This window comes from Saccharothrix sp. NPDC042600 (assembly GCF_040647305.1).
In the GTDB taxonomy this organism is placed as follows: Bacteria; Actinomycetota; Actinomycetes; order Mycobacteriales; family Pseudonocardiaceae; genus Actinosynnema; species Actinosynnema mutabilis.
The window spans coordinates 19798-43530 of record NZ_JBEZBW010000072.1; the positions used below are offsets into that span (position 1 = coordinate 19798).

A 23733-nucleotide genomic window follows, 5' to 3' on the forward strand; every position below is an offset into this window, starting at 1 on the left:
CCGATCGGGTAATCCGGGCGGACCCGGGGCACCGGCCTTGCCCGGCGCGCGCGGATCGGCTATCGCGCGAGGTGGTGCGTGGGTAGTTCTGCCCATACCGGTATTCGCGCGGCGGCGCGATGGTTGACCGGCTGAAACCGCCGGTGGTTGTCCATCGGCTCATCGGGTGACTTCCCTGGGGGAACCAGTGAGTGCAGTAACCGTGCAGGGGCCGGTCGAACGGGGCCGGAGCCCGCGCCGGGTCGAGGTGCCCGGCGGCGGCACGCGGACGTTCGGCACCTGTGCGTGCGGCGAGTGCGCGTGGGACCTGCCGATCGACGGCGAGCCGGACTTCCGGGGCGCGGTCGAGGCCGAGGGCGGCGTCTGGTGGATCACCAACCTGTCCGACACCGAGACGCTGTTCGTCGCCGACGTGGACGACCCCGGCGAGGCGAGCGCCGTGCGGCCCGGCGAGCGGGTGCCGTTCGGGTTCGACATGGCGATCGTGACGCCCGCCCGTCGGCCCGGCCGCGTGACGGTGACCGTGTTCGCCGCCGTCACCGAGGTGCCGCCGCCGGTGGTGCGGCGGTGCCCGGCGATCCGGCCGGAGGCCCCGCAGCTGGACCCGGACGCCCGCTACTCCGCCGTGCTGGCCGCGCTGTGCGAGCGGCGCGGACCGGTGGCGCCCACGTCGGCCGACATCGCGGCCCGGCTGCGGATGAGCGCGCGGGCGGTGGACGCCCACATCGACTACCTGGTGCGCAAGCTGGAGATCCCGGAACCCGCGATCCGCCGCACCGGCTGGAAGCGGATGGCGCTGATCGAGCACGTCCGCACGCACGGCCTGGCCGGCACCGGGCAGTGGGCGAGGACGGCGTGATCCACGAGGTCTTCCGGGCCCGCGCCGCCGAACGGCCCGACTCCACCGCCCTGGTGCACGCCACCGGCCGCGTCACCTACGCCGAACTGGACCGCATGTCCGACGAGATCGCGCTGGAGCTGAGCGGGGCGGGCGTCGGCAAGGGCAACGTCGTGCCGGTCGTGCTGCCGGTCTCGCCCCGCCTGGTGGCGACCCTGCTGGCGGTGCTCAAGTGCGGCGCGGCCTACGCGGCCCTGGACCCGGCGTGGCCGCGGGAGCGGTTGCGGCGCATCGAGGAGCTGCTGCCCGGCCAGCTGTGGGTGCCCGGGCGCGGGGACAACCCGCCGCCGCTGGTGGACGAGAGCGCGGCGATGGTGTTCTTCACCTCGGGCAGCACGGGCGAGCCCAAGGCCGTCGTGTCGCCGCACGAAGCCACGATCAGGCTGTTCCAGGACTGCACCTTCGCGACGTTCGACCACACCACCGTGATGCCGCAGGTGTCGGCGGTGCCGTGGGACGCCTTCGCGTTGGAGCTGTGGGGCGTCCTGCTGACCGGCGGCACGTGCGTCCTGGTCGAGGACCGGCCGCTGCTGCCGGCGGGGCTGCGGGACCTGGTCGCCCGGCACGGCGTCAACACCCTGTTCCTGACCACCTCCCTGTTCCAGCTCGTGGTCGAGGAGGACGTGGACGCCTTCGCCGGGCTGCGGACCGTGATCACCGGCGGGGAGAAGCTGTCGGCGTGGCACGCGCGGCGGTTCCGGGCGGCGCGGCCGGAGGTGCGGCTGGTCAACGGGTACGGGCCGGTGGAGAGCGCGGTGTTCGTGCTGACCCACGACGTGGCCGCGGTGGCGGGGGAGGTCCCGCTGGGCCGGCCGGTGACCCGGACGTCGGTGCACGTCGTGGCCGGCGGTCGCGAGTGCGCGCCCGGGGAGGTGGGGGAGCTGGTCGTCGCCGGCGACGGCTTGGCGCTGGAGTACCTGGGCGACCCCGCGTCGACGGCGGAGAGGTTCGCGTGGCTGGAGCTGGGCGGCGCGCCGGTCCGGGTCTACCGGACGGGGGACCTGGGGAGCGTGGACGCCTCGGGCGTCTTCCACTTCCACGGCCGCCGGGACCGGCAGGTGAAGGTGCGCGGGCACCGGGTCGAGCCGGCCGGCGTCGAGCACGTGGCCGGCGGGGTGGCCGGGGTGCGGCGGTGCGTGGCCGTGCCGGTGCGGGAGGAGACCGGCGCCTGCCGGGCGCTGGCCCTGTTCTACGCGGGCGAGGCGGCGGAGGCCGACGTGGTGGCGCGGCTGCGCGCCGACCTGCCCGGCTACTCGGTGCCGGACCACGTGCTGAGGGTGGAGGCGTTCCCGTTGTCGCCAAACGGGAAGGCGGACACGCGCGCCCTGGTGGCCATGCTGCCCCGGACACCGTCGGCGTCCGCGCCGACCGGGGGCTCGGTGGAGGACGCCGTGGCGGCGGAGTTCGCCGCGCTCGTCGGCTCGGACGCGCGGGACCGGTCGTTCTTCGAGCTGGGCGGGACGTCGCTGGCGGCGGTGCGGCTGTGCACGAGGCTGGGCGCGCGGTTCGGCCGGTCCGTGCCGGTGTCCAGGCTGCGGTCCACACCCACGGCGGCCGGCCTCGCCGCGTGGCTGGCGTCCGCGGTCGAGCAGACCCGCGACCACGGTCCCCGCCTGACGCCGATGCAGCACTCCTTCCTGGTGCGGCACCAGGTTTCCGGCGGCGCCGACCCGCACAACCACTGCCCGCTGGTGTGGACGGTGACCGGTGCACTGGACGTGGCGGCGCTGGCGGCGGCGGTGCGGGACGTCCACCTCCGCCACGGTTACCTGCACGCCCGGTACACCGACGACGACGAGCCGCTGGCCGTGCCGGGGGAGCGGGTGGTGCGACTGGAACGCACGACCGGCGACCGCGCGGTGCTGGACGCCCGCCTGGCCGCGCCGCTGGACCTGGCGGCGGGTGTCGTGTGGCGGGCGGTGCTGGTGTGGACGGGCGAGGCGTGGCTGTTCGGCGTGACGGCGCACCACATCGCGTTCGACGGCTGGTCCCGGCACCGGCTCGCGGAGGACCTGTCGACGGCTTACGCGGCGCGGCTGCGGGGTGTCGTGCCGGAGTTCGGTGTGGACGTCCCGACGCCGGCGCGGACGTCCGCCGCGGTGGCGGCGCTGCGCGCGGCGGCGGACCTGGCGGCACAGCGCGCCTTCTGGACCGCTGAGCTGGCCGGATTGCCGAATCTCGGGTTGCGCGACGGCGACGGCGGTTCGGTGTACGCGGTAGAGCACGATGTGGACGTCGCCGCGGTGGACCGGCTGGCGCGCGAGCGGGGGACCAGCCGACTCGCCGTGCTGGTGGACGCCGTGGCGCGGGCGGTCGCCGGGCACACCGGGCAGGCGGAGTTCGGGATCGGCGTGCCGGTGACGCAGCGGTCGACGGAGGAGTTGGAACTGCCGGTGGGGTGCCTGATCGACACGGTGTGCGTGCGCGTGGGGCCGGGGCGGTCGGCGGCGGAGTCGGTCGCCGGCGCGCTCGCGCACGCCGACCTGCCGTTCGCCGAGGTCGCCCGGCTGCACGGGCCGGTGCGGACCGGTCGGCACCCGCGCTACCAGGTGATCGCGGCGGTGCAGGACTCGCCCGAGCCGGTGCTGGACCTGCCCGGGTGCGCGGTGCGGTGGCACGACGAGCCGTCGCCGCCGTTGGCGGAGCTGCAGGTCGAGCTGGTCGCGCCGGCGGGCGGTCGGGCGCGGGTGCGGGTGAGCCGCGACCCGGAGCGGGTGGGCATGGACGTGGTGTCCGCCGTGTCGGCGGCCGTGCTGGGGGCGGTCGCCGGCTGATGCCCGGTGGTGCCGCACCCCCGTGCGGCACCACCGGGAATTCCTGGTCACTATAACTTCAGTGTTGACCAAATATCGACCTCCGCGACAGCCGGGCGAGAGGCCGCCAGGGACGCCGCCGCCCGAACACCGCCGGGAGACACCGCCCGACCGTGTTGAGCCGCCCAATTGCGGGTTCCCCGTCATGGTCACGCGGTGCGTTCGATTTCTCCGCATCAACGCGGAAACGTCGCACGTGAGCATCGCTCGACCTAATGAATTCCTGCACGTGCAACCACGGAGGCCCACCGAGGCGGGCACCTGCTGTTGCCGTCCGGATGAATATGCACACCCGCCCGCAACCTGCGCGGGTGGTGTTGCGTTCCGTCACCCCATCTCGCTGAGTGTGACTGTTAGCTTGCGGACAGCGATGAACGTCCCGTTAGGACACGGTCCGGGAGATGGAGGTTCTGCTGATGAAACGATTCGCCACCGCGCTGCTCGGCGCACTCACCGCCACAGCGCTGACCGTCCCGTTCAGCCCCGCCGCGCACGCCGCGGTCGGAGAAGTCGTCGTCTACATCGCGGAGGTCGAGGAGTTGGTGACCTTCGAGAACCCGCGCGGGTGCTACGAGATCCCCGTCGGCGCGCACGTGATGACCAACCGCACCAACAAGCAGGTCGAGGTCTTCGGCGTGCCCAACTGCGGCGATCCGTTCCCGACCCCGCCGATCTGGGTCCTGCAGGAGAACTACGGAGGACACGTGCCGCCGGCCGCGGCCAGCTTCAAGGTGCCGTGAGCCCGATCGGTGGTGACAACACATCGCTTCGTCGTGGAAAGGGTGCGCGTGTCCGTGGATCTGGTCGTCGTGGGTGTCGGCTACGTCGGGCTGCCGCTGGCCGCAGCCGCTAGCGCCGCCGGCCTGTCGGTCGCCGGCTACGACACCTCGCCGGCCGTGGTGGACACCCTCCTGGCCGGGCGGTCGCACGTGCTGGACGTGTCGCACGCGCGGCTGAAGGCGATGCGCGCCAACGGGTTCACCGTGACCACCGATCCGTCGGTCGTCTCGCGCGCCGACACCGTGGTGATCTGCGTGCCCACGGGGCTGGGCCCGGACGGCGGTCCCGACCTGTCGGCCGTCCGGGCCGCCGCGGCGACCGTGTCCGACCACCTGCGGCCCGGAACGCTGGTGGTGCTGGAGTCGACCAGTTTCCCGGGCACGACCGACGAGGTCGTGCGGCCGGTGTTGGAGCGGCACGGGCTGGTGGCGGGCGAGGACTTCCCGCTGGGGTACTCGCCGGAGCGGATCGACCCGGGCAACCGGCGGCACGGCGTGCGGACCACGCCGAAGGTGGTCAGCGGGCACACCCCGTTGTGCGCCAAGCACTGCGCGGCGTTCTACGGGAGGTTCGTGGACACCGTGGTGGTGGCCAAGGGCACGCGTGAGGCCGAGATGGCCAAGTTGTTGGAGAACACCTACCGGTACGTGAACATCGCTCTGGTCAACGAGATCGCGGTGTTCTGCGACCGGCTGGGCGTGGACGTGTGGGACGTGCTGCGCTGTGCGGCGACGAAGCCGTTCGGGTTCGCCCCGTTCACGCCGGGGCCGGGGGTCGGCGGCCACTGCATCCCCGTCGATCCCCGGTACCTGTTGGACAAGGCCCGCCGCGAGGGGGCGCGGTTGGGTGTGGTGGAGGCGGCGCGGCGGGTGGACGCCGCGATGCCCGGTTACGTGGCGCGGCGGGTGGCGCGGCTGCTCGCCGACGACGGCAGGACCGTTGCGGGGTCACGGGTCCTGCTGCTCGGCGTGGCGTACAAGGCCGACGTGCCCGACACGCGGGAGTCGGCGTCGATCCGCGTGGCGGACGAGTTGACCGCGTTGGGCGCCCGGATCTCCTACCACGACCCGGTCGCGGGTCCCGTGCCGCGGCTCGGGCCACCGGTGACCGACCTGGACTCCGCTCTGCGCGACAGCGACGCGACCGTCCTGCTCGTCCCGCACGGCGGCTACGACCTGAGCCGGCTGGCCAGGAACGCACGGCTCCTGCTCGACGTCACGGGACGCGTTCCCGGAGGGGAGGTCCAGCGCCTGTAGTGCCTGCCGCGCCCGGGGTGACGTACCCGCCACGCGGCTCTGCCATGCCAACTCGTGTAGTGAAGGAGAGTGCAGGGAATGACCACGGCTGTCAGGAACACCCGGCTGGAGAAGCGGTTCGAGAAGTGGGACGTCGACGGCAACGGGACGATCGAGCGGTCGGACCTGGAGTCCGAGGCGCAGCGCATCCTCGCGGCGTTCGGGGAGTCCCCGCAGTCGCCGAACGGGCGCGCGGTGGTGGACTCGTTCCGGTACACGTTCGACTACCTGGCCGACAGGGCCGGCGTGGGGCCGAACGGTTCGCTGAACCAGGACCAGTTCCTCCAGGTGATCGAGCGCGAGGTGTTCGCGGGCGGTGACGCGGGCTTCGGGCGCGTCGTGCGGCCGATGATCCAGGCCATCCTGAACCTGTGCGACACCGACGGCGACGGTGAGGTCAGCGAGGCCGAGTTCGGCAAGTGGCTGAAGGCGGTCGGGGTGGACCCGTCGCAGGCCAGGGAGGCCTTCCAGCAGATCGACACCGACCGCAGCGGTCACCTGTCGGTGGAGGAGCTGGTGCAGGCGGTCAAGGCCTACCACTTCGGCACGCTGGAGGCCGAGCTGCTGGGCTGAGGTCGGGCCGCCGGCGCGGGGTCCCGGGTGCGAACGGGATCCCGCGCGGGCGTGCTCTCAGCGGGCGAGGAGGTCGCGGACGGTCTTGACGACCAGGTCCGGGGCCTCTTCGGCCATGAAGTGGCCGCAGTGGACGGTGTCGTGGTCGAGGTCGGTGGCCTGGCGGGCCCAGATCGCGCGGGCGTCGAAGCCGAGGAGCGCGCCCCAGTCCTGTTGGCGGACGGCGACCGGCATGCGCAGCGGGGTGTCGCGGTCGGCGGTGTCGTCCTCGACGTCCACGGTGGCGGAGGCGCGGTAGTCGGCGACGATCGAGGGCACGGCTGCGCGGGACTTGCGCAGGTATTCGGCGCGGACATCGGGCGGGATGGCGGCGGGGTCCCGGGTCCAGATGTCGAGGAAGTGGCCGAAGAAGTCGTCGGGGGCGGCGGCGATGAGCCGTTCGGGCAGGCCGGGTGGCTGGGCCATGAGGAACAGGTGGAACCCGATGGCGGCGGTGGTGCCGTGCAGGACGTCCCACATGTCGAGGGTGGGCAGGACGTCCAGGGCGGCGAGGTGGGTCACCCGGTCGGGGTGGTCGAGGCCGGTGCGGACGGCGACCAGCGCGCCGCGGTCGTGGCCGACGAGGGCGAAGCGGTCGTGGCCGAGGGCGGCGGCGACCTTGACGACGTCCTGGGCCATGGTGCGCTTGGCGTAGGTGCGGCCGGTGTCGGCGGGCTTGTCGCTGTCGCCGTAGCCGCGCAGGTCGGGGGCGATGACGGTGTGGTCGGCGGCGAGGTCGGCGGCGACGTGGCGCCACATGAGGTGGGTCTGCGGGAAGCCGTGGAGGAGGACGACCGGGGTGCCGGCGCCGCCGGTGGCGACGTTGAGTTCGACGCCGTCGCCGACGGGGACGCGGTGGTGGGTGAAGCCGTTGATGTGCATGGGTCCACGGTGGCGCGGGGCGCTCAGCAACGGGTCAGCGTCCACTGAGCACTAGGGTGGCGCGGGTGGGGTCGGTGCGGTTCGGGGTGCTCGGCCCGCTGGTCGCGTCGGGCCCGCGGGGGCCGTTGGCGTTGCCCGGTCCGCGGCACCGTGCCGTGTTGGCGCGGTTGCTGGTCGCCCGGGGGCGGGTGGTGCCGGTGGAGCGGTTGGTGGCGGACCTGTGGGAGTCGCCGCCGGCCGGGGCGGTGGGCGCGGTGCAGACGTTCGTGTCGGCGTTGCGGCGGGTGTTGGAGCCGGATCGTGCGCCTCGGGCGGCCGCGCGGGTGCTGGTGACCGCGCCGCCGGGGTATGCGCTGGTGGCGGACGAGGTGGACGCTTGGCGTTTCGAGGCGCTGGTGGGTTCGTCTTCGGGTTCCTCGTCGGTGGGTTCGGCCGGTTCCGCGGTGTCGGTGGCGGACTGGGACGAGGCGTTGGCGTTGTGGCGGGGGCCGGCGTACGCGGAGTTCGCCGAGCACGGGTGGGCGCGGGCCGAGGCGGGGCGGTTGGCGGAGTTGCGGTTGCTGGCGGTGGAGCGGCGGGCGGCGGCGCTGGTGGGGGAGGGGCGGTCGGCGGAGGCGGTGCCGGACCTGGAGGTGCAGGTCGAGGGGCACCCGTGGCGGGAGGAGTCGTGGCGGCTGCTGGCGTTGGCCCAGTACCACGCGGGTCGGCAGGGTGACGCGCTGCACGTGCTGCGGCGGGCCCGCGACCTGTTGGCGGCCGAGCTGGGAGTCGATCCGGGCCCGGCCTTGCGCACCCTTGAGTCGGACATCCTGAACCACACCCTCACCCCACCCACTCCCGCCGTCACCACCACTCCCGGGTCCGCCGGGTCCGCCAGGGTCGCCGGGGTCGCCGGGTCTGCCGGGGTCGCCGGGGTCGCCGGGGTCGAGTTGGTCGGGCGGGCCGGTGAGTTGGCGGTGCTGGCGGCCGCTGCCGAGTCGGTCGCCGATCGGCCGCGGCTCGTGCTGGTGTCCGGGGAGGCGGGGGTCGGGAAGACCGCGTTGGTCGAGTCCTTCGCCGACCGTCTCGCCCGGTCGGGCTGGACCACCGCCCAGGCCGCCAACCCCGACACCCGCGACACCCCGGCCGCCTGGCCCTGGACCCGCCTCCTCGACACGCTCGACGGCCCCCGGCCGACCGCGTTCCCCGACCGGTTCCACTGGCACCGCGCCGTCCTCGACCACCTCGCCCGCGCCGCACCCCTCCTGCTGGTCCTCGACGACCTCCACTGGGCCGGCGAGGAGACCCTGGACCTGCTCACGACCGTCCTGGCCCACCCGGCGCGGCTCCTGGTCGTCGCCACCTACCGCGACACCGACCCCGGTCCCACCCTGACCGCCTTCCTCGGCCGCGCCGCCCGTCTCGACCCGAGTCGCCTGCACCTGCGCGGACTGTCCCGGGACGCGGTCGCCGAGCTGGTCCGCCGGACCACCGGCCGCGAGGAGGGGGCCGACGACGTCCACCGGCGCAGCGGCGGCAACCCGTTCTTCGTCCGCGAGCTGGCCCGCCTGCTCGCCACCGACCCGGACTCGGTCCCCACCGGCGTCCGGGACGTCGTCCGCCACCGCCTCGCCCAGCTGCCCGACCAGGTGGGCGGGGTCCTGCGGCACGCGGCGGTCATCGGCACGGACGTCGACCTCGACCTCCTGGACCACCTGCTCGGTGACGCGCTCGACGCCGTGGAGACCGCCGCCGAGCGCGGTTTCCTGGTCGAGCACGGGCCGGGCCGTTACCGGTTCGCGCACGTGATCGTCCGCGACACCCTCTACCAGGACCTGTCCCGGGCGCGCCGCGCCCGCCTGCACTCCCGGATCGCCGACGCCGTCGCCCACCTGCACCCCGACGACCCCGCGACCCTGGCGCACCACCTGCTGGCCGCCGGCGACACCAGTCCCCGCGCCGGTCACGCCGCGCGCGCCGCGGCCCACGCCGCCGAAGCCCGGTTCACCCCGCACGAGGCCGCGCGCCTGTTCCGCGCCGCTCTGGACCGCCTCACCGACGTCAACGACCGCCTGGACGTCCTGATGGGCCTGGCCCGCACCGAGGCCGTCACCGGCAACCTGGTCGAGTCCCGCGCCCACCGCGCCGCCGCCCTGGACATCGTAGAATCGTTGAACAATCCCCACCTCACCGCACGCGTGATCACCGCCTCCGACACCCCGACCATCTGGACGACCCCCGACGACCCGGCCCTGGCCCACCGCCTCGCCGCCGCAGCCGAAGCGACACTCGCCGCCGGCACCGGGGACGCCGGTACCGGGGACGCTGGCACCCGTGACGCCGGCGCCCGTGACGCCGGCGACACCCAGCACGCCGCCGGCCCCCGGGACCGCAGCGCCGCTGTGGATCGCGGCGACACCTGGGGCGACGCCGAGCGCAGCCGGTTGCTCGCCACCATCGCGCTGGAACTGCGCAACACCGGGGGAGAGCGGGCGAGGGAAGCGGCTTGCGAGGCGGAGCGGTTGGCGCGGCGGGCAGGTGACCCGGCCACGTTGGCGTTCGCCCTCAACGCCCGGTTCATCCAGTGCTTCGAACGCGCCGGCCTGGCCCGGGAACGGGCGGCGATCGGAGCCGAACTGGTCGACCTCGCCACCCGGCACGACCTGGTGCCGTTCGCCGTGCTGGGCCACCTCGTCCTGGTCCAGGCGAACAGCGCCCTGGCCGAGTTCGCGACCGCCGACCACCACGCCACCGAAGCCGACCGGCTGGCCGAGGACCACGGCCTGCCGCTGGTGGGGGTGTTCACCGACGGCTACCGGGCCCTGCGCGCCACGGTGGCGGGTGGACCGAACCCGTACCCGGCGCTGGCCCGCCGCCTAGCCGGCACCGGTATGACCGGTGTCGATGTCCTGCCGCTGGCCGAGCTGTGCTGGAAGGTCCAAAACGGACAGGAGGTGGAGTCGGCGGTGGCGGATTTGCCGCGCGACCTGCTGTACGAGGCGCGGGCGTGCCTGCGGGCGGTGCAGGCGATCCGGGAGGGCGACCGCGACACCATGACGCGCCTGTACGCCGAACTCCTGCCGGCGGAGCACGAACTCGCGGGCGCGGGCAGCGGGATGCTCACCCTCGGCCCGGTGGCGCACTACCTGGGCGACCTGGCCACGGCCCTCGGCAACCCGACCAAAGCCGCCACCCACTACCGCCGCGCCCAAGACCTCGCCCGAAAGGCCAAAGCCCCGCACTGGACCGCCGCCGCCGAACGAGCCACCAAACCGCCGCCGAACCCGCCGACTGAACCCTCACGGCACGGCGGTCGGGTGGAAGACCACCGGTAGTTCCGGGTTCATCCCCACCTCCGGCCCCGTGCGCGGCTCGGGGGTGCTGATCAGTATGTTGTAGTGGTTCGGGTGGTGGCAGGCGTCGAAGCCCAGGACCGTCCCCACCAGCCGCCCGTCCACCCGCACCTCGTCGCCCCGGTCGATCACGCCGGCGTTGCCGATCTCCACGAAACCCAGGAACCCCACCCGGTCGATCCGCGCGCCGGGTGTGGTGTCGGTCTGGTCGGTGGTCACCAGTTCGTGCACCTCGCCCTGCCGCACGCACCGGCTCGCGAACGGCTCCAGGCTCATGCCCCGATCCTCCCGGCGGTGCACGAGCACCTTCACCACCCGGCTGCCGACAGCCCGCTTCGGCCCGTCCTCCAGCATCACGCCGCGTCCTCCGCCACCACGCCGTCCTCCGCCACCACGCCGTCCTCCAGCATCACGCGCCTTCCCTCCGGTACACCTCGTCGACCAGCGCCAGCACCTCCAGGCCCGGGTCCCGGTACGCCGGCCCCAGGGCGATCGCCCGCGCGAAGTCGGCCAGCACGCCCTCGTACTCGTGCCACAGCGAACCCTTGAACTCCGGGTGGCCGGCGAGCATGTCCGCCCGCCGCACCGACCCGTCCGCCAACCGCACCTCGACGTCCTTGACCTCGCCCGGGTACGACCAGTCCAGCTCGACCGTCGCCGAGCACCGCCCGCTCCCGGCCAGCTGCAGCAGCGCCTGCCGGTCCACGCCGTCCGCGTCGCGCACGACCTTCGCCGCCACCAGGCGCAACGGCCCGAGGAACAGCCGCGCCAGGTCCAGCGCGTTCGGGCCGTTGTCGGCGACGCACCCGCCGCCGCTGCGCGCCATGTCCAGGTACCAGCGGTCCCGGCCGACGTGGTCCTCGATGCGCTCCAGGTACCGCACCACCACCGACGACACCGCCACCCCCGCCAGGGCGTCGCGCAACGCCAGCACGTTGCGGTTGTAGCGGCGGTGGAAGGCGGTGAACAGGACACCGCCCCGCCTCGCCAGGTCCTCGCCGTCGGCCAGCCGGGTCGCCAGCGGTTTCTCCACGCACAGCGGCAGGCCGGCGGCCAGCACGTCCCGGCCGATGGCGGCGTGGGTGTCGTTGGGCGCGGTCACCACGACGGCGTCCAGGCCGCCGTCGGCGAGCATCGCCCGGTGGTGCAGGTAGTCGCGCACGCCGTGCCCGGCCAGCACGTCCCGGTCCACGTCGCACACCGCCACCAGCTCGAACTCCGCCGACCGCTCGATCGCCGCCAGGTAGAACCGGGAGATCACCCCCAACCCGACGACGCCGACCCGGATCACCCGGCCGCTCGCAGGGCCGGCGCGACCGCGCGCAGCTCGTCGTACAGCTCCTCCGGCAACGGCACCCCGTGCGCCCGACGCCACCGCGCCCGCTCGCCCTCCCACCAACCGGGGTAGACCACCGGCGACCGGGGATCGACCGGGTCGCAGCCCAGCACGGCGGAGAACAGCCGGTCGGCGTCCACCCCGAACCCGGAACGCAGCCGGTCCGGCGCGATCACCAGGGCCAACACCCCGATGTCGTCATCCGCCCCACCAGTGGAAGCCGCCGAGCCGCCGCCCGCCGGGCCGCCGCCCACCGGGCCGAGGGCGGCTCCCGGGACCAGCGCCGACAGCACCTCCACCAGCAGCCCCAGCCCGAACCCCTTGTACGCGCCGGTCCCCGGCGACCCGCCCAGCCACAGCAGCCGAGCCTCACCCCGGTCGAACGCCGCCGGATCGGTCACCGGCGCGCCCGACTCGTCGGCCAGCCACCCCGGCGGCACCTCCCGTCCCTCCCGCGCGGCCGCCCGCACCCGACCGGTCGGCACCACGGTCGTGCTCATGTCCAGCACGAACGGGTGACGCTCGCCCGCCGGGCACGCCAACGCCAACGGGTTCGTGCCCAACAACGGCTCCCGCCCGCCCGGCGGGGGAGCGATGCGCTGCCCGCCGCAGTTGGACGCCACCAGCCCGACCATCCCGTGCTCCACCGCCCGCGCCGCGTGGAAGCCCGCGCACCCGATGTGCGTGGCGCCGCGCAGCGACACCAGCCCGACCCCGTGCCGCGCCGCGCGCGCCGCCGCCAGGTCCACCGCCTGCGCCGCCGACCACAGGCCCAGCGCGCGTCGGGCGTCGGCGTGCACGCACGCGCCCAGGTCCGCCGTGACCAGCATGTCCGCGGCCGGGTCCGCCCGGCCGGAGGACAGCAGCGGCAGGTACAGGCGGGTCAGGTTGACCAGGCCGTGGGAGCTCACGCCGGTCAGGTCGCCGTGGCACAGCGCCCGCGCGGCGACCCGCGCCCGGTCCGGCGGCACCCTGCGGTCGGCGAACACCCCGGTGACGGTCTCCAGCAGGGTCGGGTAGGGCACGACGACGGTCATGTTCCTCCGTTCCGGGCGAACCGCACGACGACCTCCCGCACCACCGCGGAGAACCGGTCCAGCTCCTCCACGTCGGCGAACTCGCCGCGCGCGTGCGCGTTGTTGGCGTGCAGCGACCCCGGACCGAGCACCACGGTCCGGGTGTCCGGCACGTCGGCCAGCCAGATGGCGTCGCAGGTGAACGCGGGCTCGTGCGCGGGCCAGCGCGGCACGACCGCGTCCAGCAGCGGCACGTCCCGGGCGGGCAGCGCGGGCAGGCCGTGCTTGCGCCACACCAGCCGCGTGATGGCCGCCGCGTCCACGGCGGTGCGGTGGAACGGCGGCACCGTGCGGAACCGGCGGCCGAACTCCGCCAACCCCTCCACCAGCGACCGCTCCAACGCCTTGGTCATCACCCGCGCCGACTCGGTGCTGCCGTAGGACAGGTTGAGCAGCAGCTCGCCGCTGCCGTAGACGCGGTTGTGCATGCGGCCGGTGTGCAGGCCCGCCAGGCACAGCTGCCCATCGGGCACCCGCACCAGCGACGCCGCCAGGTGCTGGGCCAGGAACCCCAGCAGCACGCTCGCGTTGTGCCCGGCGTGCGGCTGGTCGTCCACCGCGTCCTCGCCCGACACCCGCACGCTCGCGGTCATCGCCGCGGTGCAGCGCGGCAGGTAGCGCAGGCCGGTCGGCTCGCAGAACACGTTGAGCCGCCCGTGGAACCCCGCCTCCACCAGCGGGCGGGTGCCGAAGGAGCCCATCGCGCCGCCCTCCTCGCCGGACACCGCCTGCACCAGCACGCCGACGTCGCGCCCCACCGCCGAGTCGGCCACCGCCGCCCGCAGCCCCGCCAGCAGCGCGACCGCCGGCCCCTTGGCGTCGATCGCGCCCCGCCCCCGGAACCGCGACCCGTCGAACGACACCGGCTCGAACGGGGCCACGGTGTCCAGGTGCACGTTGAACATGACGGACGGCTCCGCCTCGCCGTAGCGCAGCACCAGGCTGGGTTGGCGTTCCAGGAACCGCGGGTCCTCGGCGACGGCCTCGCGCACCACCGCCGGCACGTCCGGCCGGTCCACCGCCGCGGGCGACGCCGGTCCGAAGTGGACGGTGGTGAACCCGATCTCCTCGGCCGCCGCCCGGAAGGTGTGCATCGCGTCCCACAGCCGCACCTCGGCCGTGGTCTCCAGCGGACCCGCCGTGGGGATGCGCAGCAGCCCGAGCAGCAGGTCCCGGTCCGGCGCGATCACCGCAGCAAGCCCTCCATCGCCCGGCCCGCCGCCACGAACGCCGCCGCGTCGGGCGCGCCGGACACCCCGGGCCGCAGCGACACGTGCGGCTCCAGCGACCACGCTCCCCGGTAGCCGCGGGCGCGCAGGAGTGCGACGCAGTCGGCGACCCGCGCGGCGCCCTGCCCCGGCGGCACGAACCGGTCGCCGACCGCGTCTTTGACGTGCACGTGGGCCACGTGCGGCGCGATGCGCTCCAGCAGCGCGTACGCGTCGTAGCCGTGCGGCACGCCGTTGCCGGTGTCGAACAGCAGCCGCAGCCCCGGCGCCTCGGCCAGCAGCTCCAGCGCCCGGTCGGCACCGCCGCCCGCCCACCCCGCGCAGTTCTCGTGCACCAGCACGACGCCCGCGGACCCGGCCAGCTCCGCCAGCGTCGCGACGCGCGCGATCACCAGGTCGCGCCACCGCCGCTCGCCCAGCCCGTCGTTGGGGTAGGACATGATCCGGATGAACGGCGTGCCCAGCGCGTCGCACCGGGCCAGCAGGGTGTCCAGCTCGGCCAGGTCGTCCTCGAACGGCGCGGTGATCGGCCGGGTGAACCCGCCGATCCGCGACGCCAGGCACACCGCCCGCACCCCGCTGTCCGACAACGCCTTCGCGACCTCGCCGAACTCCCGGTCCGACAGCTCGGCGACCGGCCGGTGGTCGATCGTGCGCAGCTCGATCGCCGACCAGCCCAACGCGGCGAGCGCGGCGAGCTGACCGGGGAGGTCTGCCGCGGCCTCGTCGGTGATGCCGGCCAGGACGTCCTCGGCGGGCCGGGCGGCGGGCACGTCCTCAGCGCGCATGGGCGGGGACCTGGTGCTCGGCGCGGGCCGCCGGGACGACCGGCTCGGCGCAGATGTTCTTGGCCACCGACAGCAGCTGCACCACGTCGGTGGCGAACGCGAAGCCCCGCGCGTGCTGGTCGCCGGAGCCGTGGAAGAGCTGGTAGGCCCGGACCACCCACTCGGTCAGCGAGTCGTCGCGCAGCACCTCGTGCCTGCGGTGCCCGTTCACCGTCACCGTCAGCTGCGAGTGGTCGTCGTCGGCGCTGACCGCGAAGTGGCCCACGGCCGTGCCGCGCTCGAACTCCACGGTGATCCGCCGCTCCCGCACCGGCGAGGTCAGGTCCGAGCTGACCTCCGTGCGCGCGCCGCTGTTGTGCCGCAACCCGACCCGCGCCCCGCCCATCCGGGCCACCACCACGTCCCCGACGACCAGGTCGAACCCGGCCGCGTGGGTGACCCGCGCGTTGCCCGCCAGCCGCAGCGCCAGCCCCACCCCGTGCGGCAGCTCCACGTCGAACGCCGTCTGGTGGCTCGGCCGGGTCAGCGACCGCCGGAACCGCGGCTTGTTCTGCACGATCGACACCGACCGCAGCTCGCCCAGCCCGCCGCCGCGCACCAGCTCCAGCAGCCGCACGGTCAGCGAACTGGTCAGCCACGGCTCCACCACCGCGATCCGCAGCCCGTGGCGGCGGCGCAGCCGCGTGATGCGCGCCAGGTCGTCGGTGTCGGCGGCCAGCGGCTTCTCCACGATCAGGTTGCGGAACCCCAGCTCCGCCAACTGCCCGATCACCTCGGTGCGCACGCTGGGCGGCGTGCACACGTGGGCCACCGCGTCGGCCGGGTCCAGCAGCCGCGCCGCCTCGCCGACGCTGCCCGCGGTCACCAGGCCCGGCCGGTCGCCCAGCACGCGCCGCGGGTCGCACGCCACCACCGGCTCGTCCCCGAACAGCGGCCGGGCGCCCGCCCGCGCCCGCGCCAGCACCGGCAGGTGCAGCTCGGCCCCCGCCCGGCCGAGTCCCACGACGAGTGTCCGCACCATTGCACCCCTGGTGTTCGAGAGCCCCACAAGACACACGAATAACCGCGTCCGAATTGATCCATAACGACGTTGTACGAACTCGGCCGTGCTGTCAACTCGGGTTAGCCGAGTTGACCAGGAAGAGTGAACTCGGCAGTGTGCGGACGTCCCCGCACACGCCTGCCATACGCTCCGAACCGTGCTCGCGACAGCGGAGGTGAGTGGGCTGACCGTCCCTTTCTTCACCCAATCCGACACGTTTTCCCGGCTGTGGCCCACAACCCGTCGGCACATTGTCGAGGTCGCCCGGAACGGCAAGTATTCCCACGGCGCCAAGGTGGCCGAACTGGAGCGCGCGCTGGCCGACTACACCGGCGCGCGGCACGTCGTGGGCGTGGGCAGCGGCACCGACGCGCTGGTCCTGCTGCTGCGCGCGTGCGGCCTGCGCCCCGGTGACGAAGTGGTCGTGCCCGCGTTCTCCTTCATCGCCACCGCCTCCTCGGTCGTGCTGGCCGGCGGGCGGCCGGTGTTCGCCGACGTCGAGCCCGACGGCTACGGCCTCAGCGCCGCCTCGGTGGCCGCCGTCGCCGGGCCGCGCACCCGGTTCGTCATGCCCGTGCACCTGTTCCATCACACCGCCGACATGACCGCGCTGACGTCGCTGGGCCTCACCGTCGTGGAGGACAGCGCCGAGGCGATCGGCATGCGCCACGGCGGCGTCCACGCCGGGCTGCTGGGCGCCGGGGGAGTGCTGTCCTTCTTCCCCACCAAGACGTTGGGCGCGATCGGCGACGCCGGCGCGGTGCTCACCGACGACCCCGCCGTCGCCGACACCGTCGCCGCGCTGCGCCACCACGGCCGCTTCGGGCCCACCCTCGGCGACTTCCCCGCGATCAACACCACCACCGGCGCGGCGGGCCAGAACTCCAAGATGGACGACCTGCAGGCCGCCGTGCTGCTGGCCAAGCTCGGCCGGCTGGAGGCCGACGTCCGCCGCCGCGCCGCGCTGGCCGACCGCTACGCCGAGCGGCTGACCGGCGTGCCGGGCGTGCGCAAGCTGCCCGCCGCCCGGCCCGGCGTGCGGGGCGTGTTCTACGTCTACGTGGTCGAGGTCGACCGGCGCGACGAGCTGGCCGCGCACCTGGCCTCGCGCGGGGTGGAGACCGAGGTGTACTACCCGACGCCTTTGCACCTCCAACCCTGTTTCGCCGAACTCGGCCACCGGCCGGGCGATTTCCCGCACGCCGAAGCCGCGTGCCGGCACACCCTCGCATTGCCGCTCTACCCGGATTTGCCGTTCTCCGCCGTGGACCGCGTTTGTGCGGAAATCGCCGATTTCCTGAGCGGGAGGACCGCGTGAGCATCCCGTTCTTCCCGCCCGACCTGTTCGACGTCGAGGAGTTGCTCGACCTCGTGCACGAGGTGGGGACCGCGCCGGAACAGCGGTTCATCCTGGGCGCGCGCACCGCCGAGTTCGAATCCGCGATGCGCGAATCCCTCGGCGTCGCCGACGCGATCGCCTGCGGCAGCGGCACCTCCGCGCTGACCCTCCTGCTGCACGCGCTGGACGTCGGCCCCGGCGACGAGGTCGTCGTCCCCGCCTACGGCTGCGCGCCGCTGGCCGCCACGCCCGTGCTGCGCGGCGCGACCCCGGTGTTCGCCGACGTGGACCCGTGGACGATGGTCGTGGACCCGGTCGAGGTGGAGAAGCTGGTCACCGGCCGCACCAAGGTGATCATGCCCGCCCACGTGTTCTCCGTGATGGCCGACATGCCCGCCCTGCGCCGCGTCGCCACCGACGCCGGCGTGCGGCTGCTGGAGGACAGCGCCGTCGCGCAGGGCGGGGTGCTGGCCGGGCGGCCCGCGGGCACCTGGGGCGACGCGGGCGTGTTCTCGTTCGTGCAGGTCAAGACGTTCGGCATGCCCGGCGAGGGCGGCATGGTCGTCACCGGCGACCCCGCGCTGGGCCGGGCGGTGCGGATGCTGCGCAACCACGGCCAGGACGGCCGCACCCGGTTCCTGCACCACCGCGTCGGCCACAACAGCCGGTTCGACGAGCTGATGGCCGCCTTCCAGCTGCGCAGGCTGGCCGGCCTGCCGGGGCGCCTGGAGCGCCGCGCCCGCATCGGCGACTACTACACCGAGCGGTTCACCGGCCTGCCCGGCGTCCTGCCCCCGCCGCCCGGGCGCGACGGGCGGTGCTTCTACGTCTACTCGCTGCTCGCCGAGCACCGCGACGACCTGCGCGACCACCTGGCCGCCGCCGGCGTCGGCTCGCACGTCTACTACCGCGACCCGCTGCCGGCGCAACCCGCGTTCGCGGCGTTCGCGCCCGACCGGGACTGGCCGGGCGCGCGGCACGCCTGCCGCCGGCAACTGGCCATCCCCGTGTACCCGCACCTGACCGACGCCCAGGTCGAGCGGATCGCCGACGAGGTGTGCCGCTTCGCACTGTCCCGAGGAGCCCGATGACCACGCTCGCCCCGCCCGGCCGCGTCCGCGCGTACGTCCGGCTGGCCAAGCTCGACATCCTGGACTACTACCTCGGCGTCCTGGTCGTGTGGGCGCTGCTGCCCGCCGACCTGCGCCTCGACGGCCTCGTGCTGGCCACGATGGCGGTGTTCCTGATCGGCGAGGTCGTCGTCATGGCGGCCATGGTCGCCCTCGACGACCTCACCGGGTTCCGCGACGGCAGCGACATCACCAACTACGCCCCCGACGACCCGCGCCGCCGCCTCGAACGCAAACCGCTGGTCGCCGGCACCCTCACCGAACGCCAGGTGGTGCGGTTCGCCTGGATCACCTGCGTCGTCGGCGCGGCGCTCTGGCTCGCCGCCGTCGCCATCGCGCCCCACCGGCCACAGTGGACGGTCGTGGTCATCGCGGTCACCTACTTCTTCTCCGTGCAGTACTCGTGGGGCGTCAAGCTCAGCTACCACGGGTTCCAGGAGTTCTTCCTGGCCGGCCTCGGCTTCGCGGTCGTCCTCGCCCCCTACGGCCTGGCCACGGGCGCCCTCGACGGCAACGTGGTCGTCCAGGCCCTGCTGTTCGGCATGGGGCCGCTGCTGTTCGGCGTCTACTCCAACACCAACGACGTCGAGGGCGACCGCCGCGTCGGCCGGCCCACCGTCGCCGCCCTGACCACCCCGCGCGGCAACATGTGGTTCGTCATCGCCCTGTCCGCCCTGGAGACCGCGCTGGTCCTCGCCGCGCCGTTCCTCGGCGCGCCCTGGTGGTTCGGGTTCGCGCTGCTGCCCACGATCCTCATGCGCGTCAACCAACTGCGCGTCGGGTTCGCCGACGGCGGCATCCTGCGCGCCCGCCGCCTGGGCATCCGCACCCACCGCGTCACCGTGGTCGCGCTGATCGTGGTGAACCTGCTGTGAGGCCGGACGCCGACGTCGTCGTGGTGGGCGCCGGCATCGCCGGGCTCACCGCCGCCCACGAGCTGCGCCGCGCCGGCCGCGACGTGCGGGTCCTGGAGGCCGCCGACCACGTCGGCGGGCGCATGACGACCCTGCGCCGCGACGGGTTCCTCATCGACACCGGCGCCGAGCAGCTGCCCACCCGCGGCTACCCGGCCACCTGGGAACTGCTGGCCCGCCTCGGCCTGGGCCGCGGCGACGCACCCCGCATCCGCCGCCACCTCGCCGTGTGGCGCGACGGCCGCGCCCGCCCCGGCCTGGCCCACCCGCGCGGCCTGCTCACCGGCGCGGGACTGCCCGTCGCCGCGCGCCGCGCGCTGGTCCGCGTGCTCAGCGACCCGCACGACCTGGACCACCCCGAGCGCGGCCCGCACGACACCGTCGCCGCCTACGCCGCCGCCCGCCACCCCGACCTGCTGCGCTACCTGTGCCAGCCGGTGGTGTCGGGGTTCTTCGGCTGGGACCCCGAGCGCTCCGCCGTCGCGCCCCTGCTCGCGATCCTCACCTCCTGCGGCACCACCCACTCCTGGCGCACCTACCGCGACGGCATGGACACCTTCGCCCGCGCGCTGGCCGCCGACCTCGACGTCGAGTGCGGCGTCCGCGTGGACGGCGTCGTCGCCGAACCGGGCGGCGCGCGGGTCGTGTGCGGCGCGGACGAGATCCGGGCCCGCGCGGTCGTGCTGGCCGTGCCCGCGCCCGTCGCGCGCCGCCTGCACGCCAACCCGCCCGACCACGAACGGCTCTACCTCGACGCCTGCACCTACACACCGGTGCTCAAGGCCCACCTCATGCTCGACACCCGGCCCCGGTCGCGCAGCTACGTCCTGCTCGTGCCGTCGGTGGACAGCGCCGCCCTGTCCACGATCATCCTCGACCACGTCAAGCACCCCGGCCGCGCGCCCGCCGGCCGCGGCCTGGTCAGCCTCATGGCCGCCCCCGCCGCCACCCCGAGCCTGCTCGACGCGCCGGACCACGAGGTCGTCACCGCGCTCACCACCGCCGCCGAGCGGTTCCTGCCCGAGGTCGGCGCGGTGTGCGACGCCGTGGTCAGCCGGTTCCGCCACGGCCTGCCCGAGGCCACGCCCGCCGCGCTGGCGTTGCGCGCCGGGTTCGCCGACCGCCTCGGCGGGGTCGTCGACTACGCCGGCGACTGGGTCGGGCTGGTGCCGTGCAGCGAGGCCGCCGTGCGGTCCGGCAGGCGGGTCGCCGCCCGGGTGCTGGCCGCCGTCCCCGGGAGGCAACCCGTATGAGGCCGCACGACATGGGCACCCTGTTCGACCGGGTCGCCGCCCGCCGCCCGCACACCTCCGTCGTCCTGGACCGGCCCTTCGACATCGCCCCGCACCTGGGCACCGCGTTCACCGTCGGCCAACTCGCCGCCCTGGTCCGGGAAGCCGCCGGGTGGCTGTTCGCCGCCGGCGCGCGGCCCGGCGACCGGGTCGCGGTGGTCAAGCGCAACCACTACGACTACGACCTGCTGGCGTGCGCGGCCATCCGCATCGGCGCGCTGCCCGCCCTGCTCTCCGGCCACCTGCCCGACGACACCCTGGAGATCCTGCTCAAACGCCTGGACCCGGCGGTCCTGGTGACCGACCGCGCCGTGCCGCCGCACGCCGCGCGGCGCGTGCTGTCGCTGGGGGAGGGGCCGTTCACCCTCGACCACGTGCGCGGCGCGCCCGCCCCGCCGCCGTGGCGCCGCCGCGACGACGACCCGCTGATCGTCAACCACACCTCCGGCACGACCGGCGTCCCCAAGCTCGTCGTCCACACCACCACCACGCTGGTCAAGAAGCTCGCGCGGTTCGAGTCGCTGCGGTTCCCGGTCGTCGGGCTGCGCCGCGACGACGTGGTCGCCAACGCCTCCGCCTACGCCCACGGCCGCACCTTCTGCTGGACCGGCAGCGTGTTCTGCCTGCGCCCGCGCGAGATCGTGCTGCTCAGCGACCCCTCGGCGGCCCGCGACCTGCTCCGGGCCCACCAGCCCACCGTGGTCGAGGCGCTGCCCTCGGCCTACGTGCGCTGGCAGCCCCTGGCCCGCACCCGCGACAACCCGTTCCGCCGCGTCCGGCTGTTCATCAGCACCTACGACGCCATGCACCCGCCGGTCATGCGCACCATGCTCAACGCCTCCCGCCACAAGCGCCCGCTGTGGATGCAGGGCTGGGGCCAGACCGAGACCGGGCCGCTGACCTTCCGCTTCCTCACCCGCGCCGCCGCCCGCCGCGAACCCACCGCCCGCGACCTCGGCCGCCCGGTGCCCCTGAAGACCCGGCTGCGCGTGGTGGACCCGCTGACGCTCAAGCCCGTGCCGCGCGGCACCCCCGGGCTCGTGCTGGCCCGCACCGCCGCCCGCTGCGCCGGGTACGTCGGCGAGCAGGACCGGTGGCAGCTCAAGCTCGCCGGCCGCTGGTGGAACACCGGCGACCTGGCCGTGCGCACCCGCTCGGGCCGGGTCCTGCTGCTGGACCGCGAGGTGGACACCGTGCCGGGCATGAGCTGCCTGGAGGTCGAGGACGTCGTGGAGGACCGGCTGCCCGAGGTGCTCGAATGCGTCGTCCTGGGCTCGACCGGACGGCCGCCGCTGCCCGTCCTGGTCACCGCCGACGGCCTGCTCGACCCCGCCCGCTGGTGGTCCGCGGTGGCCGACCTGCCGCCGCTGTCCGCCCCGCGCGTCCTGGCGTGGGACGACGTGCCGCGCACCGGCACCGGCAAAGTGCGGCGGCTGGAACTGCTCACCCGGCTGCTCGGGCCGGCCGAGACCCACGGGACGGGACGGTGGACGTGACCACGACCGGGTACGTGTTCGACAACCACAGCCTGCACGCGGCCGAGCAGCACCGGTGCCTGGCCGCCGCCCACGACCCGGCCACCTTCGCCCGCCTCGCCCAGACCGGCGTGCGCAAGGGGTGGCGGTGCCTGGAGGTCGGGGCGGGCGGCGGCAGCGTCGCGCACTGGCTCGCCCTGCGGTCGGGGTCCGTGCTGGCCACCGACGTCAAACCCGACCACGTCGCGCCCGCGCCCGGCCTGACCGTCACCCGCCACGACGTGGTCCGCGACCCGCTGCCCGAGGGCGAGTTCGACCTCGTCCACGCCCGGCTCGTGCTCCAGCACCTGCCCGAGCGGGAAGCGGTGCTGCGCAAGCTGGTCCGGGCCCTGCGGCCCGGCGGGTGGCTGCAACTGGACGAGTACGACAAGACCTACGGGCCCGTCCTGCTCGCCCCCGACGACGAGTCCGCCCGGCTGTACGGGAAGTTCCTGGCCGCCAAGGAACGCGTGTTCGCCGAGGCCGGCTCGGACGGCGCGTGGGGCCGGCGGGCCGCGGCGGCGATGGTGGCCGCCGGGCTGGTCGAGGTCGATCCCGTCCCGGTGGTCCACCCGTGGCGGCCGGACTCGCCCGGCGTGCGGCTGCTCGTCGGGCTCACCCACCAGTTGCGCGACCGGCTCGTCGCCGCCGGCCTGACCGACGACGACCTGCGGCGCGTGCGGGAAGTGCTGTCCCACCCCGGGTTCCGGGCGTGTTCGAGCGTGTTCTACTCCGTGCAGGGACGGCGTCCGGCATGACCACCGCCCTGGAGTCCACCCCCTGGGCCGGGCCGGTGGACCTGCCGCTGGCCGGCGAACTGGACGTGCAGGCGGCGTGCGGGCTGATGCACGTCCACGGCCGCCGCTTCGGCCGCCCCACCCGGCTGGGCCTGGACTACGCCGCCATCACCGCCGCCGAACTGGCCGACACCGGGGCGACGGCGGTGGCCCTGGCCCGCGCGCGCGGCCTGGCGCTGCGCGCGGCGACCACGTCGGTGGCGCAGGCGGCGCTGCTCGCGGTGGCGCAGTACCTCGCCGCCGCCGGGGCCGAGCGGTTCGAGCCCGGCGGGCCGCCGTTCGTCTCCGCCGACGGGGTCGCGTTCGAGCTGGAAGCCCTGGACGCGGAGGTGTGGCGGCGCTTCTGGGCGGCCCTGGACGCCTACCCGCCGGCGGTCGCGCAGGGGTGGCGGCCCTTCCAGGAGCGCTTCGCCACCGCCACCTGCCCGCTGCCGCCGGACCTCACCGCCGCGACCGCCCGCACCCCGATCGACGTGCTGGAGAACACCGCCCGCGCCACCGGCATGACCCTGGTCCGGGTCTCGGGCCGCGTGATCGACGACCTCCCGCCCTTCCACCTCACACCGCTCGGCCCGACCACACCCCTCCCGCCGCCGACCGCGCTGCCCACCGCCGCGCCCCTCCCGCCGCCGACCGCGCTGCCCGCCGCCGCCCTCCCGCCGCC

Annotated in this window: 19 protein-coding genes and 1 pseudogene; 13 read left to right on the forward strand and 7 right to left on the reverse strand. The window is 74.8% G+C overall.

All coding sequences use genetic code 11. The features are described from left to right. Window positions 1-187 precede the first annotated feature (187 nt). The 5 genes from AB0A74_RS30960 (at window position 188) to AB0A74_RS30980 (ending at window position 6359) form a co-directional block, all read left to right on the forward strand. Window positions 188-859, forward strand: a complete 672-nt coding sequence (locus AB0A74_RS30960) for a hypothetical protein (protein WP_358254994.1) — start codon at window positions 188-190, stop codon at window positions 857-859. After that, complete coding sequence (locus AB0A74_RS30965; protein ID WP_358254996.1) at window positions 856-3672, forward strand: AMP-binding protein; 2817 nt, start codon at window positions 856-858, stop codon at window positions 3670-3672. The genes AB0A74_RS30960 and AB0A74_RS30965 overlap by 4 nt, the downstream gene beginning before the upstream one ends. A 455-nt stretch (window positions 3673-4127) precedes the next feature. Further along, the gene (locus AB0A74_RS30970; RefSeq protein ID WP_358254997.1) at window positions 4128-4451 is read left to right on the forward strand and encodes a hypothetical protein; all 324 of its coding nucleotides are present in this window, start codon (window positions 4128-4130) and stop codon (window positions 4449-4451) included. A gap of 48 nt (window positions 4452-4499) precedes the next feature. Beyond that, the gene (locus tag AB0A74_RS30975; protein WP_358254999.1) at window positions 4500-5747 is read left to right on the forward strand and encodes a nucleotide sugar dehydrogenase; all 1248 of its coding nucleotides are present in this window, start codon (window positions 4500-4502) and stop codon (window positions 5745-5747) included. A 78-nt stretch (window positions 5748-5825) separates the two neighbouring features. Continuing rightward, the gene (locus AB0A74_RS30980; protein WP_358255001.1) at window positions 5826-6359 is read left to right on the forward strand and encodes an EF-hand domain-containing protein; all 534 of its coding nucleotides are present in this window, start codon (window positions 5826-5828) and stop codon (window positions 6357-6359) included. Between the two features lie 57 nt (window positions 6360-6416). Here AB0A74_RS30980 and AB0A74_RS30985 read toward each other — a convergent pair whose 3' ends face one another. Next, window positions 6417-7280, reverse strand: a complete 864-nt coding sequence (locus AB0A74_RS30985; RefSeq protein ID WP_358255003.1) for an alpha/beta hydrolase — start codon at window positions 7278-7280, stop codon at window positions 6417-6419. Window positions 7281-7336: 56 nt separating this feature from the next. Here AB0A74_RS30985 and AB0A74_RS30990 point away from each other — a divergent pair, with 56 nt between their 5' ends. Next, the gene (locus AB0A74_RS30990; protein WP_358255004.1) at window positions 7337-10594 is read left to right on the forward strand and encodes a BTAD domain-containing putative transcriptional regulator; all 3258 of its coding nucleotides are present in this window, start codon (window positions 7337-7339) and stop codon (window positions 10592-10594) included. Here the strand turns inward: AB0A74_RS30990 and AB0A74_RS30995 are convergent. The 6 genes from AB0A74_RS30995 to AB0A74_RS31020 are packed head-to-tail and all read right to left on the reverse strand — an operon-like array spanning window position 10559 to window position 16062. Continuing rightward, a complete protein-coding gene (locus AB0A74_RS30995) occupies window positions 10559-10966 on the reverse strand; it encodes a hypothetical protein (RefSeq protein ID WP_358255026.1) in 408 nt (135 codons plus the stop codon). The two genes, AB0A74_RS30990 and AB0A74_RS30995, sit on opposite strands and share 36 nt — an antisense overlap. A gap of 55 nt (window positions 10967-11021) precedes the next feature. Continuing rightward, a complete protein-coding gene (locus AB0A74_RS31000; protein WP_358255006.1) occupies window positions 11022-11903 on the reverse strand; it encodes a Gfo/Idh/MocA family oxidoreductase in 882 nt (293 codons plus the stop codon). After that, window positions 11900-12985 (reverse strand): Ldh family oxidoreductase, encoded by a 1086-nt coding sequence (locus tag AB0A74_RS31005; RefSeq protein ID WP_358255008.1) that lies wholly within the window; start codon window positions 12983-12985, stop codon window positions 11900-11902. Before AB0A74_RS31005 ends, AB0A74_RS31000 begins: the two co-directional genes overlap by 4 nt. Further along, window positions 12982-14214: a M20/M25/M40 family metallo-hydrolase gene (locus AB0A74_RS31010; protein ID WP_358255009.1), complete on the reverse strand. Its 1233-nt coding sequence runs from the start codon at window positions 14212-14214 to the stop codon at window positions 12982-12984. Before AB0A74_RS31010 ends, AB0A74_RS31005 begins: the two co-directional genes overlap by 4 nt. Further along, window positions 14211-15041: a sugar phosphate isomerase/epimerase family protein gene (locus AB0A74_RS31015; RefSeq protein ID WP_358255011.1), complete on the reverse strand. Its 831-nt coding sequence runs from the start codon at window positions 15039-15041 to the stop codon at window positions 14211-14213. The genes AB0A74_RS31010 and AB0A74_RS31015 overlap by 4 nt, the downstream gene beginning before the upstream one ends. Further along, on the reverse strand, window positions 15031-16062 hold the full coding sequence (locus AB0A74_RS31020; RefSeq protein ID WP_358255013.1) for a Gfo/Idh/MocA family oxidoreductase: 1032 nt from the start codon (window positions 16060-16062) through the stop codon (window positions 15031-15033). The genes AB0A74_RS31015 and AB0A74_RS31020 overlap by 11 nt, the downstream gene beginning before the upstream one ends. Before the next feature lie 196 nt (window positions 16063-16258). Between AB0A74_RS31020 and AB0A74_RS31025 the strand changes: the two genes are divergently transcribed. The 7 genes and pseudogenes from AB0A74_RS31025 to AB0A74_RS31055 all read left to right on the forward strand — a co-directional run. Continuing rightward, window positions 16259-17401, forward strand: coding sequence for a DegT/DnrJ/EryC1/StrS family aminotransferase (locus AB0A74_RS31025; protein WP_358255028.1), 1143 nt, complete (start codon window positions 16259-16261; stop codon window positions 17399-17401). Next, window positions 17398-18513: a DegT/DnrJ/EryC1/StrS family aminotransferase gene (locus AB0A74_RS31030; protein WP_358255015.1), complete on the forward strand. Its 1116-nt coding sequence runs from the start codon at window positions 17398-17400 to the stop codon at window positions 18511-18513. The genes AB0A74_RS31025 and AB0A74_RS31030 overlap by 4 nt, the downstream gene beginning before the upstream one ends. Then, the gene (locus AB0A74_RS31035) at window positions 18510-19427 is read left to right on the forward strand and encodes a UbiA family prenyltransferase (RefSeq protein ID WP_358255017.1); all 918 of its coding nucleotides are present in this window, start codon (window positions 18510-18512) and stop codon (window positions 19425-19427) included. Before AB0A74_RS31030 ends, AB0A74_RS31035 begins: the two co-directional genes overlap by 4 nt. Next, complete coding sequence (locus tag AB0A74_RS31040; protein ID WP_358255019.1) at window positions 19424-20719, forward strand: NAD(P)/FAD-dependent oxidoreductase; 1296 nt, start codon at window positions 19424-19426, stop codon at window positions 20717-20719. Before AB0A74_RS31035 ends, AB0A74_RS31040 begins: the two co-directional genes overlap by 4 nt. Beyond that, window positions 20716-22254 carry a class I adenylate-forming enzyme family protein gene (locus tag AB0A74_RS31045; protein WP_358255021.1) on the forward strand — a complete coding sequence of 513 codons (1539 nt, stop codon included), beginning with the start codon at window positions 20716-20718 and terminating at the stop codon, window positions 22252-22254. Before AB0A74_RS31040 ends, AB0A74_RS31045 begins: the two co-directional genes overlap by 4 nt. Next, a complete protein-coding gene (locus tag AB0A74_RS31050) occupies window positions 22245-23030 on the forward strand; it encodes a class I SAM-dependent methyltransferase (RefSeq protein ID WP_358255023.1) in 786 nt (261 codons plus the stop codon). Before AB0A74_RS31045 ends, AB0A74_RS31050 begins: the two co-directional genes overlap by 10 nt. Next, window positions 23027-23733 (forward strand): annotated as a pseudogene (locus AB0A74_RS31055) (CoA transferase); the annotation flags it as partial. The gene AB0A74_RS31050 and the pseudogene AB0A74_RS31055, both read left to right, overlap by 4 nt.